Here is a 13,389-nt window from a genome sequence, read left to right as displayed (position 1 = left end):
GTCAGGACGAGTTGGGCAATCTGGCGGTAGCGGCCAACACATTGCGCGATTTCCTTGCCGAAACCTTTACCCGCCTGCAACGCAGTGCCACGGAACTGGACAGTGCCAGCGGTGAGCTCAATGCCATCGCCAGCCTGATGAGCCAGGGCACCAGCGAGCAATTCGAACGCACCGATCAGGTGGCAACGGCGATGAACGAAATGTCCGCCACGGCCCAGGAAGTGGCCCGCCATGCGGCTGACGCTGCAAGGGCGGCCGATGACGCCGATCAATCGGCGCAGCAGGGCGAGAAGGTCATGCAAGGGACCATTCACACCATCACCCGGATGCGCGGCGAGATCGCCAACACGGCCACGGTCATCCGTCAGTTGGAAACCGACAGCGGGCGCATCGGCAAGGTGCTGGAGGTGATCCGCGGGATCGCCGAACAGACCAACCTGCTGGCCCTCAATGCTGCCATCGAAGCCGCGCGAGCCGGGGAGGCGGGGCGCGGTTTCGCGGTGGTCGCCGATGAGGTCCGCAGCCTGGCCCAGCGTACGGCTTCGTCAATCATCGAGATCAACCAGATTATCCAGACTGTACAAACGGGCGCGGTGGACGCGGCCCACGCCATTGAGAGTGGGTAGTCGCGCAGCGAAGAAAGTGTGGAGCAAGTGACCCAGGCCGGTGTGATGCTCGAACGCATCACCCAGGCTGTCGAAGCGATTCGCGACATGAACCGCCAGATCGCCACCGCAGCCGAAGAGCAGACTTCCGTGGCCGAAGACATTTCCCGCAACCTGACGGAAATCACCTGCATCGCCAGCACTAACCTGGACAATGTGCAGCGCACCGAAGCCGCCAGTCGGGATTTGCACGGTTTGTCGGGACAATTGAATGAAGTGACGGCGCGGTTGAGTGCCTGACGGTCGTTCGCCACAGGTATTGATAAACGCAAAAGAGCCGCGCAACCCCAAGGTTGCGCGGCTCTTTTGCTGATGGATCAAGTGTCTTGCTTGTTGCTCAAGACTTTGCCGGTAGTGGCATCGAAATCAACATCAAACTCTTTGCCGTCGGTGGTTTTCAATTCGACTTCATATTCATAACCGTTGAAGTGGTTATCCAGGTCGGTGTCGGTGATGGTCGCGCCCGGGTGCAACTTCAGGGCTTCGGCGTTCATCGACTCAAGGGACTTGATCTTGCCTTCCTTGATCAGTTGAGGAATCTGATCGACGCGAACATCCGCCTGGGCCAGGCCAGCAGTCAGGGTCAGGGCAGCGGCGGTAAACAGGGCAGTCAATGTTTTCATGAGTTCTTTCCTTGGTGTCGTTAAGGGTGAGTCGTTTAAGTGAGCTCAGATTAACTGTGGCAACTTAATTCACCCTTAATTCGAAAAAACCTGAAGCAAGTTGCCTGGCAACCGTCTTGCGACTCAGTAGCCATTGTTTTCCAATAGTTGCGCCACGCTGCCTGTCTCGGGTCGCTGGAAGTACTTGAGCAACTCATTGGCACGGTTGGTGAAGATGCCATCGACACCGGCATCCATCACTTTCTTGAAGTCCACCGCTTCATCCACGGTGTAGACATGCACCAGCAGTCCCTGGTCATGGGTGTACTGGTTCATCCACGGCTGCACCAGGTCCGCGTAACTCTGGCTGCCGCCATGGGTCAACGCCGCGGATGGCCCAGTACCAATGGCGCCCTGGGCCTTGGCGTACTGAATCCATTTTTCGAATTCAGCCTTGTCCTTGGGTTCCTGCTTGGCGTAATAGGCGGCCTTGTCCGTTTCGCCGGACTCGGCAAAAGGCACCTTGGATTTGGGCTCGATGTTGCCTTCGCCCACCCACAACAGCAGGATCTTCGGCACCTTTGGCATTTCTTTGTGCAGCAGTTCGAGACTGCTCTTTTCAAAGGTCTGCAAGACGACTTTGCCCTTGCCCTGGCCGACCCCCGTGGCCCGCTTGGCCAGTTTCGACCCGGCCGGGCTCAGCCAACCGCGGTCCTGCAGTTTGTCCTTCAGGTCGCGCTCGATGCCGGGGAACAGTTTCGGCTCCTTGGTTTCGATGTACAGCCCGGGCTTTTGCTGCGGATTGCCCTCGGCGATATTGATCACTTCATCGAGGGTCAGGATCTTCAGGCCGGCGAACGAAGGGCGCGCGCGGTCCGGGTAAGCAGTGTTGAACCAACTGCCGGCATCGAGGGTCTTGAGCTCCGCCATGGTGAATTCGTTGGCGGTGCTGTCCTTACGCTCGGGGAATTTGACCGCGACATCCGTGGTGCGCAGCAGGCTGTCGTCATGGAGGACGAACAACACGCCGTCCTTGCTGCGTTGCAGGTCCAGTTCCAGGTAGTCGGCGCCCAGGTCGCGGGCCAGCTTGTAGGCGGCAGCGGTAGATTCCGGCGCGTCGAACGAGGCCCCGCGGTGGGCGATCACGGCGGGGTGCGGAATGCCCTGGAGGGTTGCCAGGGCCTTGGGGCTCGGGGCCTCGGACGCTTGGGTCTGGCCGAAGCCGAGTAACAGGCTCAGCATCAAGGCGGTGCGGGTGAAGGTGACAGGCATGCTCGAAATCCTTTCGTCGGTGTGTGCAAAAACTATCTTTTAACAACTGAACGCTGTCGGCGCTATCGCCATACCGACATAAAACTGTGCAAAGAAGATTTTTCCCACGCATTTCCAGGCTGCTTTGCAGTACCCTTGCCGCATCAGTTTCCCCGGCAGAGGGAAACCTTAAATCCTGTGTCCGCTTGCCCTGCGTGTAAACCATTGATCAGACGTCCTGAGGGACGCATCCATGAGGTTTACCATGCGCACCACTTCGACATTCATCTGCCAGGCCGCCGACCAGCTCAAGGGTTTTGTCGGCTTGAACCGCAAGACTGGCCAGTACATCGTGCGTTTCAGCGAAGACGCTTTCGGCATGGACGTGGCCGACGACGGCATCATCCCCACCTGCGAATTTGTCTGGGCCCCCGTGGCGGACGGCACCATGGCCCTCAAGCGCGAGCGGATCCAGTTGCTGCTGGACCAGCACATCGACGACCGGATCAACCTCACCGAACCCTTGCGGGTGTACATGGCCCGCAGCGACCTGCCGGAAATCGTGGCGGTGCGGCAGTTGGTGGAAGGCTGAAGCCCTCAATCTTGCGTTGAACAGAGATCCTGTGGGAGCCCACAAGGATTTTTGGAATGGCACGGTCCTGTGGCGAGGGAGCTTGCTCCCGCTGGGTCGCGCAGCGGCCCGCAAAAAAGCGATGAGCGCTGCGCACTCAAGCGGGAGCAAGCTCCCTCGCCACAAAAGCTTCCCTGCTATCACGCTACAGATTGATCAACGGTAAACACTGTGACATTAGATTGGGCGTTGGAAGGCATAGTCGCGTTCGACCTTGCACACCCTCGTATGGCAATGGGTATACCAGGTGGAGCGGCCGCGCTCACGGATCGCGCGGTGTTCGGGATGCTGCTTCCAGGCCAGGATCGCGGCTTCATCGCTCCAATAGGACACGGTAATCCCCAGGCCATCTTCGCCACGTGCCGATTCGACACCGAGAAACCCCGGCTGCTCTCGAGCCAAGGCCAGCATGCGCTCGGCGGCTTCGGCGTATCCTTGGTTCCCCTCGGTGCGCAGGGAGGTGAAAATCACTGCGTAGTAGTGGGCGTTCATGGCGTTGTCCTGGCGCAGGCTTCGACAAACGCGCTGACCAGTGGCGGCACGCGCCCTTCCAATGCGGCACGTTCAGGCTGGAACAGCGTGGCGACGAAGAACGGATGGTCCTGCAGCTCCACCGCTCGCAGGCCGCCGGCCGAGTCTCGGGCCACGGGGTGCAGGCGCTGATTGAGCAAGTCTTCTTCAAAGTTCGGGTTGACCCCGAAACGGCAATGGTAGCCCTCGAATACCATCTGGCGACCATAAGCCTTGGCAATCAACGAGTCCGCATCGAGCTGAAGGCTGTCGATGGTTTCGATCAAGGCACAGCTCAGCGGCGTCAGCAGCGCCCGTTCAGCCTCGGGGTCGGTTTCGCCATGGGCGGCGTCGGCCCAACCCATCACATTGCGCGCGTATTCCAGCACGGCATGCTGAAAACCACCGCAGGTGCCGAGGAAAGGGCGACGCTGTTCGCGGGCAAAACGAATCGCTTGCACGGCGCCGTCTTCACTTCGGTAAGGACTGCCGGGCACGCACCAGACGCCGTTGAAGTCATTTAGAACGCGGTTGTCAGCGATGGAGTCGGTTGCCAACCATTGGAAGTGAATGTCTTGGCCGGTTTGTCTGGTGATGAGCTCAAGGGCGATGGGGATTGCCCGATGAGCCGTTATCTGGGGGTCATGGTCGCCGATCAGGGCGATGTGTAAAGGACGCTGTTTTTCCATGAGGGACTCGCCGCTTGTTGATTCCTGGTCGCCACTATAGATTGGCGTTCACGCAATCAATATTGGCGTTTATACAAGTGATCAATGCAGCAGCGCACTATCGTCTGGACTATCCCGACCTGTCTCTGATCCTCGCACTGGTCCGTGGCGGCTCACTGGCCCGGGCCGCTCGATTGCTGCAGGTGGATGTGTCCACGGTGTTTCGTTCGGTACGTCGGCTGGAAGCGGCCTTGGGCCAGCCCTTGTTCGAAAAAAGCCGTTCCGGGTACTTGCCCACGAGCCTGGCCCAGGCGCTGGCCGAGCAAGCCGAGCGCGCCGAACAGGCCTTGGAGGCGGCACGGGTGGGGGTGGAGCAGGGCGGCGAGGTCATCAGCGGGACGGTACGCTTGACGTGCAGCGACTCGGTCCTGCAAGCGTTGCTGCTGCCTGCGCTGGCGCGTTTCATGCCCGCGTATCCGGCGTTGACCCTTGAGCTGAGCACCTCGAACGACTTCGCCAACCTGAGCCGCCGCGATGCCGACATTGCGTTACGCCTGACCCGTACGCCGCCGGAACACCTGGTCGGTCGAAATCTGGGCGATGTGGCATACCGGGTATGCGCCAGCGCCACCTACCTGCGCTTGGCGAATACGGATGACCTGGCCTCCATGACCTGGATCGCGTCGGACGATTTCCGCCCGGATCACCCCACCGTAGCCTGGCGCCGCCAACATCTACCCGCCGTGGTGCCCGCCTATCGCTGCAACAGCATGCTCTCGGTCACCGAACTGGTGCGAGCCGGCTTGGGGGTTGCGGCGCTGCCGGACTTTCTGATCGATGAAAACCAGGGCCTGATACCCCTTGGCGAACCGCTGGAGGGGTATGACACCGCCCTGTGGCTCCTGACTCGCCCCGACTGCCGGGCCTTGCGCTCTGTGGTGAGCTTGTTCGATGAGCTGGGGCGCAATCTGCGCTGGCGCTGACTTTTAACGAGTAGGGTATGCGTGACTCAATGGATGATGGTCCCCCAACGGTTATAGTGCCTCAAGCACCCGCCCTTGGCAGAGAACATCACGATGACGAAGTCTTCCCAACCCACTCCCGCCGCACCCGTTGACCACTTGCGTTTTCATCGCCCCCACGCGCATCTGGCGCCGACCTTCGGTAATGACCGCTTTGCGCTGAGAGCGGAGGCGTTCGCGCGTTTTTTCGGAACGCCGATGTTCCTCGGCGCGCAAACCTTGATCGTGCTGGTATGGGTCAGCCTGAACCTGCTGGGGGTCTTTCATTTCGATGCTTACCCATTCATTTTGCTGAACCTGGCGTTCAGCCTGCAGTCAGCCTATGCCGCGCCGCTGATCTTGCTGGCACAAACCCGTCAGGCTGCTCGGGACAAAGCCCAAGCCGAAGCCGATGCCCAGCATCGTGAAGCCTTGGCCATCGCCAACAGCGAGCGCCAGGCCCAGGCCGCGCAGAATACGGCGCAGTTGCTTGAATTGTTGGAGCAGAACACCCGCCTGACGGAAATGACCAAGGCATTGACCGAGCGCATCGACAACTTGACCACTGAAATGCACCAGAAGGTCGTGCACAACCCATCGGTGCAGTAGTCCTTCACGCCAGGACTTCTTGATCAAGCCTGGTAACGGCTCAGGAACATGTCGAGGGCCGATTCGATCACCTGGGCCTGCTCATCCTGGGTCAGGCTGGGTTGCCCCATCGAGACCTGCGGCCAGAAGGCGAACGTCTTGAGCAGCCCATGCATTTGCTGGGCGGCAAATGCCGGTTCCACGGGTTTCAACCGGCCATCGGCCTGGGCTTGGCGAATCCAGGCCGTCAGGCCTTCTTCCCGCTGGCCCATGCGCGACACCATGTCCCGGGCCCGCTCCGGGGAATGAATGGTTGCGGCGATGGCGATGCGCGCCAGGTCAAGGAAGTTCTCGTCCGCCAGCATGTGCAGCTTGGCTTGCAGCAACGTTTGCAACTGCTCCCGTAGCGGCTTTCGCGGGCTGTAGGGCATGTCTTGTTCTGCGGTAATGCTGTTCCATAACCGATTCAGAATTTCGGCGAACAATTCTTCCTTGCTCGGAAAATGGTTATACACCGTGCGCTTCGATACGCCGGCAGTCGCCGCAATCTTGTCCATGCTGGTGATCTCGAAACCGCTGCTACGGAATTCAGCAATCGCGGCCTGGAGGATGGCTTCGCGTTTTCGCTCGGTGAGGCGCTGCGGTACGGTCATGGGCAATTCGTCGGTGAGATGAGAGAACTTACACTCGGCAGTTTACTTGCTACCGGGATTCATGCAATCTAGAAAGTACACCGAGTGGTGTAGTTTTTGAGTCAAGCGGCTGAGCGTGCATGCAACGGCCATCCAGCGTCCCACGACGGCGAAGCGCAATTGCGCCGACGCCCTTGGAGTTATCGCATCATGACCATTCCCTCTCTTTCGACCGACAATCCGTCCGCCCAAGACGCATCCCGGCGTGAACAGGGCAAGTATCGCAATCATGCCTTCACGCCTCGGGAAGGTTTTGGCACCACCCTGCGTATCATCTGGAACATGATTTTCCACAAGCCGCGCACCACTCGGCCTTCGGGCGCCATCGAGGTTCAACCGCTGTCGCGCGACACCCTGCTGGCCGCGCCGAACAACAGTGTCTGGCGCCTCGGCCATTCCACCGTGCTGCTCAAGCTGCGGGACAAGTTCTGGCTGACCGACCCGGTTTTCTCCGAACGTGCCTCACCCGTGCAATGGGTCGGTCCCAAGCGTTTTCATCAGCCACCCATCAGCCTGGAAGAACTGCCGCCGATCGAAGCAGTGATCCTTTCCCATGATCATTACGATCACCTCGACCATCAGGCCATTCTCAAACTGGCTGCCAAGACTCGCCACTTCCTGGCTCCCTTGGGCGTGGGCGACACCCTGATCAAATGGGGCATCGACGCCAGCAAGGTCTGTCAGTTGGACTGGTGGCAAGGCACCGAAGTGGACGGTATCGAGTTCATTGCCACGCCATCCCAACATTTTTCCGGTCGCGGCCTGTTCGACAGCAACGGCACGTTATGGGCCTCGTGGGTGATGATCGACGCCGGTACCCGGATTTTCTTCAGCGGCGACACTGGTTATTTCGATGGTTTCAAACGCATCGGCGAGCAATACGGCCCCTTTGACCTGACGCTGATGGAAACTGGCGCCTATAACGTCGACTGGCCGCATGTCCACATGCAGCCGGAGCAAACCCTGCAAGCTCATATCGACCTCAGGGGCCGCTGGTTGCTGCCGATTCACAACGGCACATTCGACCTGGCGATGCATGCCTGGTATGAACCCTTCGATCGCATCCTGGCCTTGGCCTGGGAGCGCAACGTCAGCATCGCTACGCCGCAAATGGGCGAAGCATTCACCCTGACGCAGCCGAAACGTGGCCGCGCCTGGTGGCTGGATGTGGAGCCCTCGGCTTATCAGGACCAGCCCGACATGGCCTGACTCCCGACGCATCGATCATTCGATCATTGCGTAGTCTGGGCGCTCCATCGGATCCGGCGTGGCGCCCTTGATGTTCATGCCGCGTCCCGGTGCGAAGCCGGGGAAGAACACCAGGCCCTCGGCCTCCAGCCGAAAGGCCAGGGCCAGGCGGGTCACGTCGAGTAACTCGCCGCCAGCCTCGAAGCGGCGGATGGCCTGGACCGAAACACCGGACTGCCGCGACAACTCCTCGACACTCCAGCCCAGCATGGCTCGGGCTTGCGCGCTGTGGGCTGGGGTGAATTGATAGACAGCGATGCGTTGCAGGGTGGTTTTGATTGCGAGAGAGGCCATGGGGGGCTCCAAAGCTGTGGGGATTAAAAAAGTACTGTGTTTTTGTACAGTTGTTTTGAATCCCGATCAATCTCATTTTTTTGATCAATGACCAGCGGTCTTTTCCAGCCAGGCACTCGGCGCGTGTCCCAGTACCCGCCGGAACATGGTGGAGAACGCGGCAGGGCTGTCGTAGCCCAGATCCAGGGCAATGCGGGTTACCGAATCGCCTACGGCCAATCGGGACAATGCCGACATCACACACGCCTGTTGCCGCCATTGGCTGAAACTTGCCCCGGTTTGCTGGCTGAACAGGCGATTGAACGAGCGCAAGCTGATATGTAACTGCGCCGCCCATTGCACGGGCGAGACGTGGGCGTTGGGGTGTTTCAGAAATCCCTGGCACAGGCCTAGCAGACGCGGATCCTTGGGCAGTGGAAGGTGCAGCGGCAAATGCGCGCAGCGGGCCAGCTCGTGCAGCAATAGATCGATTAATGCACCGTCGCGTCCAGCCTCGTCATAGTCCGGCGCAAGTTCCACGGCTTCCATCAGCAACTGGCGCATCAGCGGCGACACGCTGATGACCTGGCAACGGGCGTCCATGGCCGTTACCGCAGCCGGTTCGATATACAAACTTCGCGTGCTGACGCCCAGCATCAGCACCTCATGGGCAACCCCGGGCGGGATCCACACCGCCCGTTGCGGCGGCACCACCCAATTGCCGTCCGCGGTGCTGACCTGCATGACTCCGGTGGCGCCGTAGAGCAACTGCGCCCGACGATGGCGGTGCAATGGCAACAAATGTCCGTGGGGGTAATCGGTGCCAATGGCGACGACTGCCCTGGGGGTCGCATCCAATAAATCGATCGAAGTGTTGCGCATCAACGGGCCACTCGTGATTGGCGTAAACGCGAACATTATTGGCCTGTTTGCTACAGCAGGCCAAGCGTCGCTTACCTATCGTGGGCGCCCACATTTCACGGAATCACCTCGAATGTTCTATATATTGCTCGCATGCTTCGGCTGCCTGAGTGGCGTGACAGCCGTGCTGTTCGGGTTCGGCGGCGGCTTTGTCGTGGTGCCCTTGATGTATCGCATGCTGACGGTCCATCACACCGGTGACGTCATCGGTGAGTCGGCGATGCACATCGCCGTCGCTACCTCCACCTGCGTCATGATCGTCAACGCCCTGGTTGCCACTCGAAAACAACGCCGCGCCGGTCAGTTGATTCGTCGTTATTTGTGGCCGTTCGGCGGCTTCATTGCCCTGGGCGCGGCCCTCGGCGCAGCTACTGCCACCTGGATGAGCGGCGAGATTATCCGCTACGCTTTCATTGCCTACCTGGGCCTGACCATTTTGGATTGCCTGCTGCGGCGAGGTTTTCTGACACACACCAGCGATGCCGTCCCACGACCTTTGGCGACAATGGAGACCGCGTTGGGTGGCACCACCATCGGAATCATCGCCACGGTCCTGGGGGTTGGCGGCAGCGTCATGACCGTGCCGTTGCTACGCCGCTGCGGCCTGGGCATGTCCCAGGCCACGTCGATGGCCAATCCGCTGAGCTTGCCCGTCGCGTTGGCCGGTACTGTTACCTACATGGCCATGGCCGGTTTCACCGATACAGACTTCGGCCCGTGGTTTATCGGTTATATCGATCTACTGGCCTTTGTTGCGCTCACACTTGGCGCGTTACTGGGCATTCGCCTGGCAACGCCATGGATCGGGCGGATACCGGATCGGCTGCACGCGTGGGTCTATATTGGATTGTTAGTCATTGTGATGCTGGGCATATCGATACAATAAATCGCTGCACGGCGTTGCTCGAAATCCAGTGAAGGAGGGTGCCATGTCGATATCCGACAGTGACTGGAAGAGTTACAACGAACTCTACGATCTGGCGCTAGAGCGCTTCTGCCAAGGCGTTCTTGCTGATGCCCAGACCATCGCTCAGAGCGAAGCTTTATCAGCTCACGCGCGATATCGTACGCTCTATCGCCTCATGCGAAATCGGGACAAGGACTTGGCGATGGCATTCAATGTATCTCGACGCCGAGACGTCTCTTTATCTTTGAGATTGATGATTGCATATGACCTGCTGAGCGATCAGGAATTGGCGGTCCTGAGCGAGGAGCTGCGTGAAAGGGTTTCTGACGCCGTTCGCCAACCCTTTGAGATTGAATGGGCTGAAGACACATAAGTATTTTTCAAGCATTTTCCAGAGAGTCTGAATGTTAATCTTCAACTGCACCGAAGCGGCCAGCAACTTCTTCAGCCGCGTGAGCAAAGGTAAGAAGATTACCCCAGTGGAGAAACCACCATCACCCGTTATCGAGGACGATGAGGTGGTGGTTGAGTTCGCCGAACAGTGGCTGATCCATGCTATCACCGTGCAGCGCAAACACGTGTTGTTCGTCATCCATGTGCAAACCCGTTACTGCATGATTTTCGCCGATGCTAAAAAGGCTGATATTGAAGGTTTTGTTCAGCGGTTTTCCGAGCGATGGATCAATGGCCTGATGCGTCACGCGGGACAGCACGACCTCCTTCGCTGGGTCGATGACGAACCGATGATGGAACGCTTCCGGGAAAGTTGCCGTGAGTACGTTTTTTACAAACGTGGTCATCGTGGTGCGCAAAAGCACATCAACGAAATTTCCTGGATTTTCGAGGACCGTGCCGCCGAATGGGGAACGTTACCCACAGATGAATACGCTGCGGGCCGCTTCGATGGCAATAGGAATAACACCCCGAGAAGCAGTAAGGGGCATAAGGACTATTACTACCCGGATGAGGAAATGATCATTCACTGGTTGCGGGTGTACGGTGGCGTGGATGATTCCGCCGCCGAGGCTGCTCGTGAACGACGTATGGAAGTGAGACGGGAAATCTGGGCACTCGAACGGCAACTTGCGCAAGAAGCGCAATGAATAGGAAAAGCGACGACGCTCTGCAGCTCGTCGTCTGAGTCACAACAGTCTCTCAGGCGAAATTACTTTTCATCCAACCCCGGCGCTTCCCGAATAATGAAGTGATCCAGGTTCTCGATATTGGCACTGAACACCCCGAACGTCTGGTCGGGGTTTTTCTTGCTCGGTACCTGCTTGAGCTCCGGCGTCACGCCATAAAAGAAGCAATACAACGGCGCGTCACTGTCGGCGGCGTGCTTGATCTCTTCCAGGAACGCTTTGCGCTTGCGGTAGTTGTCGATCAGCTTCTTGCTCAGGTAAACATTGACTGAGTAAGGCTTCTTCTTCGCCTCGTCCGGCTGCTTGAACCAGACCTTGGGTTCGAAATCGATGCGAAAGCTTTGCGTGTAATCCTTGATCTCCTTGATCTTGCCCCAGTAAATGAGCCCCTTGTTATCCAGCAGGTACTCGACCTTCTTGAAGAACGAGCCATAGGGCGCCGTGTGCTCGCCAATCTTCAGCATCATGCGCTTGAGCAGGTCCTTGTCCGCGAAGTTCGACACGAAGCACTCCACCGGATGGGCGAAGACATGGGTCTTGTCCGGTGCCGAGTCACGGCCCAGGTGCTCGTCATGCCTGGCGGCTGAAGGCATGCGCTCATCGCGTATCACGTCTGCCGTCGCCGTCGGGTTGGACGGCTTGCGCACATACTCACGCCGAGTCAGCAACAACTCCGAAGGGAAATGCTCCTCCCGACCGTCATCCGATTCCGCACCATCCACTTCCAGGCCCGACGCCGATGCCTTCAGGCTGACATAAGGACAACCCTCGATATGCCGCGTGCTGGGGATGTTCTTGAAGTGCGGCGTGCGCACGTAATTCACATTCTTGGCGTTGAACGTCCCCAACACATTCGCCGCATCAAACGTCATTCGACAGGCATCGTTGGGGCACTGGAACTGTTCCTTCGCGGAATCGAACGCCACCGTCTCGTCGAAATTCAGATCGCGCACGTCATAGATCGACAGCTTGTCGTCGAGGCTGCGGCAATAGGCGAGGTCGAATTTCATGGCGGGCTCGGGTCCTTGAGGGGGAAGGGTATTAATAGCGGGAGGCGGGGTGGGTTGCACTGACTGTTTTAAGAACAGAGCAAATTTGTAGCAATGCCCCGCCCATGGACAGCGCCCGAGACGTTATTGATATTCCTCCAGCACGACGATCACCCTGTGGTGAGGGGATTTATCCCCGCTGGGCTGCGAAGCAGCCCCCAATTCATAAAGCCAATAAAAGCCGCCGCTCGGACACAGACGGCAACGTCGCAATTACAACTCGCTTAACCACGCGAGTGCATAACCGGAATTATATTGCCGGAAGTGGAGGCTTGAGCCACGACAATCGGCATTATAGTTCCGACTATGTTGGACAAGCCTGCTCCTGAAGCGAGCGTTGTTACACTGCGAGGCATTGCGAAGGCCAAGGATGATGACAAGGGGGATCGAATGAGTGATGACGCAAAATCCGTAGGTACGCGTGCGTGGGAGGGCGACAGGGTGATGATCACTAAGGCCGATAAGCCTCATCTGGATCTGCTACCTCATGCCGATACGCCTCAGGTGCGCAAGCCAGGTCGGTTGAAGGGGAAGATTCGGGCGTCGGCGGATTTTGACCGCACCCCCGGGGACATCATCGAGAGTTTTGAGGGACGGTCGTGAGTTCGGAAGAGTTTTCCTGATCTGAGATTTCAGCAGGCACCTCAACAATGCAGGCTTCGTCGAACTCCCGCATAGTGGCCGTGTCGATAGCGCCGATCTTCAGCAGCGCTTCAGCCGAGTTGTGAATCGATTCGAGAGCTTCACTTTTGTATTCTTCAGCCATGGCACATCTCCAAAAAATCTCGTTCTTGAGCAACTCAACGGGAGTCTGCTCGTGATCTTAAAAAAACACAGTAATGAGGCCTGCCGCTGAATTGTGGCGAGGGGATTTATCCCCGCTGGGCTGCGAAGCAGGAGGGTGTTCTGAAGTTTGTGTAAACGGTCATTAGGTGCACACTGCCTTTCCCAAGGAGTCTCAATGACCGAGCCCAAGCGCACTAAACGAGTCAAACCCGATCCTGAGCTGGTGAAGCTGACCGACAGTCTGTTGGCCAATTACCGAAAGCCTGAAGATCTGATCGGCGAAAATGGTCTGCTCAAGCAGCTCACCAAGATGCTGGTCGAACGTGCCCTGGAAGCTGAAATGACCGAACATCTGGGTCATGACAAAAGCGCAGCGGTGACCAATGCAGAAGGAAATGCCCGCAACGGCCATAGCGGCAAGACGCTCAAAGGCGACTTTGGCGAGCTAGCGTTGG

General features: G+C 58.4%; 18 protein-coding genes and 1 pseudogene. 10 read left to right on the top strand and 9 right to left on the bottom strand.

All coding sequences use genetic code 11. The features are described 5' to 3' along the window. Positions 1-137 precede the first annotated feature (137 nt). Both BT116_RS31950 and BT116_RS31945 read left to right on the top strand, forming a co-directional pair. A pseudogene (locus tag BT116_RS31950) lies at positions 138-561 on the top strand (methyl-accepting chemotaxis protein); the annotation flags it as partial. A gap of 83 nt (positions 562-644) precedes the next feature. After that, positions 645-905, top strand: a complete 261-nt coding sequence (locus BT116_RS31945; protein WP_371856186.1) for a hypothetical protein — start codon at positions 645-647, stop codon at positions 903-905. A 77-nt stretch (positions 906-982) separates the two neighbouring features. Here BT116_RS31945 and BT116_RS25875 read toward each other — a convergent pair whose 3' ends face one another. Both BT116_RS25875 and BT116_RS25870 read right to left on the bottom strand, forming a co-directional pair. Continuing rightward, on the bottom strand, positions 983-1,288 hold the full coding sequence (locus BT116_RS25875) for a PepSY domain-containing protein (protein ID WP_072348236.1): 306 nt from the start codon (positions 1,286-1,288) through the stop codon (positions 983-985). Between the two features lie 123 nt (positions 1,289-1,411). After that, positions 1,412-2,539 carry a glycerophosphodiester phosphodiesterase gene (locus tag BT116_RS25870; RefSeq protein ID WP_072348234.1) on the bottom strand — a complete coding sequence of 376 codons (1,128 nt, stop codon included), beginning with the start codon at positions 2,537-2,539 and terminating at the stop codon, positions 1,412-1,414. Positions 2,540-2,783: 244 nt separating this feature from the next. Between BT116_RS25870 and BT116_RS25865 the strand changes: the two genes are divergently transcribed. Continuing rightward, positions 2,784-3,110 carry a DUF2025 family protein gene (locus BT116_RS25865; protein ID WP_063324689.1) on the top strand — a complete coding sequence of 109 codons (327 nt, stop codon included), beginning with the start codon at positions 2,784-2,786 and terminating at the stop codon, positions 3,108-3,110. A gap of 216 nt (positions 3,111-3,326) precedes the next feature. On the opposite strand, the gene BT116_RS25860 is transcribed toward BT116_RS25865, so the two are convergent. Both BT116_RS25860 and BT116_RS25855 read right to left on the bottom strand, forming a co-directional pair. Beyond that, positions 3,327-3,641 carry an antibiotic biosynthesis monooxygenase family protein gene (locus BT116_RS25860; protein ID WP_072348232.1) on the bottom strand — a complete coding sequence of 105 codons (315 nt, stop codon included), beginning with the start codon at positions 3,639-3,641 and terminating at the stop codon, positions 3,327-3,329. After that, a complete protein-coding gene (locus BT116_RS25855; protein WP_072348230.1) occupies positions 3,638-4,348 on the bottom strand; it encodes a CTP synthase C-terminal region-related (seleno)protein in 711 nt (236 codons plus the stop codon). Before BT116_RS25855 ends, BT116_RS25860 begins: the two co-directional genes overlap by 4 nt. A gap of 14 nt (positions 4,349-4,362) precedes the next feature. Here BT116_RS25855 and BT116_RS25850 point away from each other — a divergent pair, with 14 nt between their 5' ends. Both BT116_RS25850 and BT116_RS25845 read left to right on the top strand, forming a co-directional pair. Next, entirely contained in the window at positions 4,363-5,310 is a 948-nt protein-coding gene (locus BT116_RS25850; RefSeq protein ID WP_072348228.1) for a LysR family transcriptional regulator, read from the top strand. Between the two features lie 93 nt (positions 5,311-5,403). Continuing rightward, a complete protein-coding gene (locus BT116_RS25845; protein ID WP_072348226.1) occupies positions 5,404-5,937 on the top strand; it encodes a DUF1003 domain-containing protein in 534 nt (177 codons plus the stop codon). A gap of 23 nt (positions 5,938-5,960) precedes the next feature. Here BT116_RS25845 and BT116_RS25840 read toward each other — a convergent pair whose 3' ends face one another. Continuing rightward, positions 5,961-6,569 carry a TetR/AcrR family transcriptional regulator gene (locus BT116_RS25840; RefSeq protein ID WP_072348224.1) on the bottom strand — a complete coding sequence of 203 codons (609 nt, stop codon included), beginning with the start codon at positions 6,567-6,569 and terminating at the stop codon, positions 5,961-5,963. A gap of 189 nt (positions 6,570-6,758) precedes the next feature. On the opposite strand from BT116_RS25840, the gene BT116_RS25835 reads away from it, so the two are divergent. Next, entirely contained in the window at positions 6,759-7,817 is a 1,059-nt protein-coding gene (locus tag BT116_RS25835) for an MBL fold metallo-hydrolase (RefSeq protein WP_072348222.1), read from the top strand. A gap of 15 nt (positions 7,818-7,832) precedes the next feature. On the opposite strand, the gene BT116_RS25830 is transcribed toward BT116_RS25835, so the two are convergent. Further along, positions 7,833-8,150, bottom strand: coding sequence for a helix-turn-helix domain-containing protein (locus BT116_RS25830; protein ID WP_063324696.1), 318 nt, complete (start codon positions 8,148-8,150; stop codon positions 7,833-7,835). An 84-nt stretch (positions 8,151-8,234) separates the two neighbouring features. Continuing rightward, on the bottom strand, positions 8,235-9,011 hold the full coding sequence (locus BT116_RS25825) for an AraC family transcriptional regulator (protein ID WP_072348220.1): 777 nt from the start codon (positions 9,009-9,011) through the stop codon (positions 8,235-8,237). Between the two features lie 112 nt (positions 9,012-9,123). Here BT116_RS25825 and BT116_RS25820 point away from each other — a divergent pair, with 112 nt between their 5' ends. Genes BT116_RS25820 through BT116_RS25810 form a run of 3 tightly spaced genes read left to right on the top strand, consistent with a single transcriptional unit; the run spans position 9,124 to position 11,060 of the window. After that, entirely contained in the window at positions 9,124-9,936 is an 813-nt protein-coding gene (locus BT116_RS25820) for a sulfite exporter TauE/SafE family protein (protein ID WP_072348218.1), read from the top strand. A 43-nt stretch (positions 9,937-9,979) separates the two neighbouring features. Beyond that, complete coding sequence (locus BT116_RS25815) at positions 9,980-10,330, top strand: hypothetical protein (protein WP_063324699.1); 351 nt, start codon at positions 9,980-9,982, stop codon at positions 10,328-10,330. Between the two features lie 31 nt (positions 10,331-10,361). Beyond that, on the top strand, positions 10,362-11,060 hold the full coding sequence (locus BT116_RS25810) for a DUF6933 domain-containing protein (RefSeq protein ID WP_072348216.1): 699 nt from the start codon (positions 10,362-10,364) through the stop codon (positions 11,058-11,060). Positions 11,061-11,122: 62 nt separating this feature from the next. On the opposite strand, the gene BT116_RS25805 is transcribed toward BT116_RS25810, so the two are convergent. Next, entirely contained in the window at positions 11,123-12,109 is a 987-nt protein-coding gene (locus BT116_RS25805; RefSeq protein ID WP_072348214.1) for a hypothetical protein, read from the bottom strand. A 613-nt stretch (positions 12,110-12,722) separates the two neighbouring features. Next, positions 12,723-12,914: a DNA-binding protein gene (locus tag BT116_RS25795; protein ID WP_072348212.1), complete on the bottom strand. Its 192-nt coding sequence runs from the start codon at positions 12,912-12,914 to the stop codon at positions 12,723-12,725. 195 nt (positions 12,915-13,109) lie between these two features. On the opposite strand from BT116_RS25795, the gene BT116_RS25790 reads away from it, so the two are divergent. Further along, the coding region (locus BT116_RS25790; protein ID WP_175557961.1) for a transposase at positions 13,110-13,389 on the top strand (280 nt) is incomplete at its 3' end.

Origin of the sequence: Pseudomonas sp. NFACC16-2 (genome assembly GCF_900119205.1) — a bacterium.
GTDB classification, from domain to species: domain Bacteria; phylum Pseudomonadota; class Gammaproteobacteria; order Pseudomonadales; family Pseudomonadaceae; genus Aquipseudomonas; species Aquipseudomonas fluorescens_Q.
The sequence above is the reverse complement of the archived record's forward strand: the minus strand, read 5'-3'. Positions and strand labels throughout refer to the sequence as shown.

What these genes read in the sequence shown, in the direction of transcription:
- BT116_RS25875 (WP_072348236.1), bottom strand. Translation starts at nt 1,288, where the DNA reads ATGAAAACATTGACTGCCCTGTTTACCGCCGCTGCCCTGACCCTGACT.
- BT116_RS25870 (WP_072348234.1), bottom strand. Translation starts at nt 2,539, where the DNA reads ATGCCTGTCACCTTCACCCGCACCGCCTTGATGCTGAGCCTGTTACTC.
- BT116_RS25865 (WP_063324689.1), top strand. Translation starts at nt 2,784, where the DNA reads ATGCGCACCACTTCGACATTCATCTGCCAGGCCGCCGACCAGCTCAAG.
- BT116_RS25860 (WP_072348232.1), bottom strand. Translation starts at nt 3,641, where the DNA reads ATGAACGCCCACTACTACGCAGTGATTTTCACCTCCCTGCGCACCGAG.
- BT116_RS25855 (WP_072348230.1), bottom strand. Translation starts at nt 4,348, where the DNA reads ATGGAAAAACAGCGTCCTTTACACATCGCCCTGATCGGCGACCATGAC.
- BT116_RS25845 (WP_072348226.1), top strand. Translation starts at nt 5,404, where the DNA reads ATGACGAAGTCTTCCCAACCCACTCCCGCCGCACCCGTTGACCACTTG.
- BT116_RS25840 (WP_072348224.1), bottom strand. Translation starts at nt 6,569, where the DNA reads ATGACCGTACCGCAGCGCCTCACCGAGCGAAAACGCGAAGCCATCCTC.
- BT116_RS25835 (WP_072348222.1), top strand. Translation starts at nt 6,759, where the DNA reads ATGACCATTCCCTCTCTTTCGACCGACAATCCGTCCGCCCAAGACGCA.
- BT116_RS25830 (WP_063324696.1), bottom strand. Translation starts at nt 8,150, where the DNA reads ATGGCCTCTCTCGCAATCAAAACCACCCTGCAACGCATCGCTGTCTAT.
- BT116_RS25825 (WP_072348220.1), bottom strand. Translation starts at nt 9,011, where the DNA reads ATGCGCAACACTTCGATCGATTTATTGGATGCGACCCCCAGGGCAGTC.
- BT116_RS25820 (WP_072348218.1), top strand. Translation starts at nt 9,124, where the DNA reads ATGTTCTATATATTGCTCGCATGCTTCGGCTGCCTGAGTGGCGTGACA.
- BT116_RS25815 (WP_063324699.1), top strand. Translation starts at nt 9,980, where the DNA reads ATGTCGATATCCGACAGTGACTGGAAGAGTTACAACGAACTCTACGAT.
- BT116_RS25810 (WP_072348216.1), top strand. Translation starts at nt 10,362, where the DNA reads ATGTTAATCTTCAACTGCACCGAAGCGGCCAGCAACTTCTTCAGCCGC.
- BT116_RS25805 (WP_072348214.1), bottom strand. Translation starts at nt 12,109, where the DNA reads ATGAAATTCGACCTCGCCTATTGCCGCAGCCTCGACGACAAGCTGTCG.
- BT116_RS25795 (WP_072348212.1), bottom strand. Translation starts at nt 12,914, where the DNA reads ATGGCTGAAGAATACAAAAGTGAAGCTCTCGAATCGATTCACAACTCG.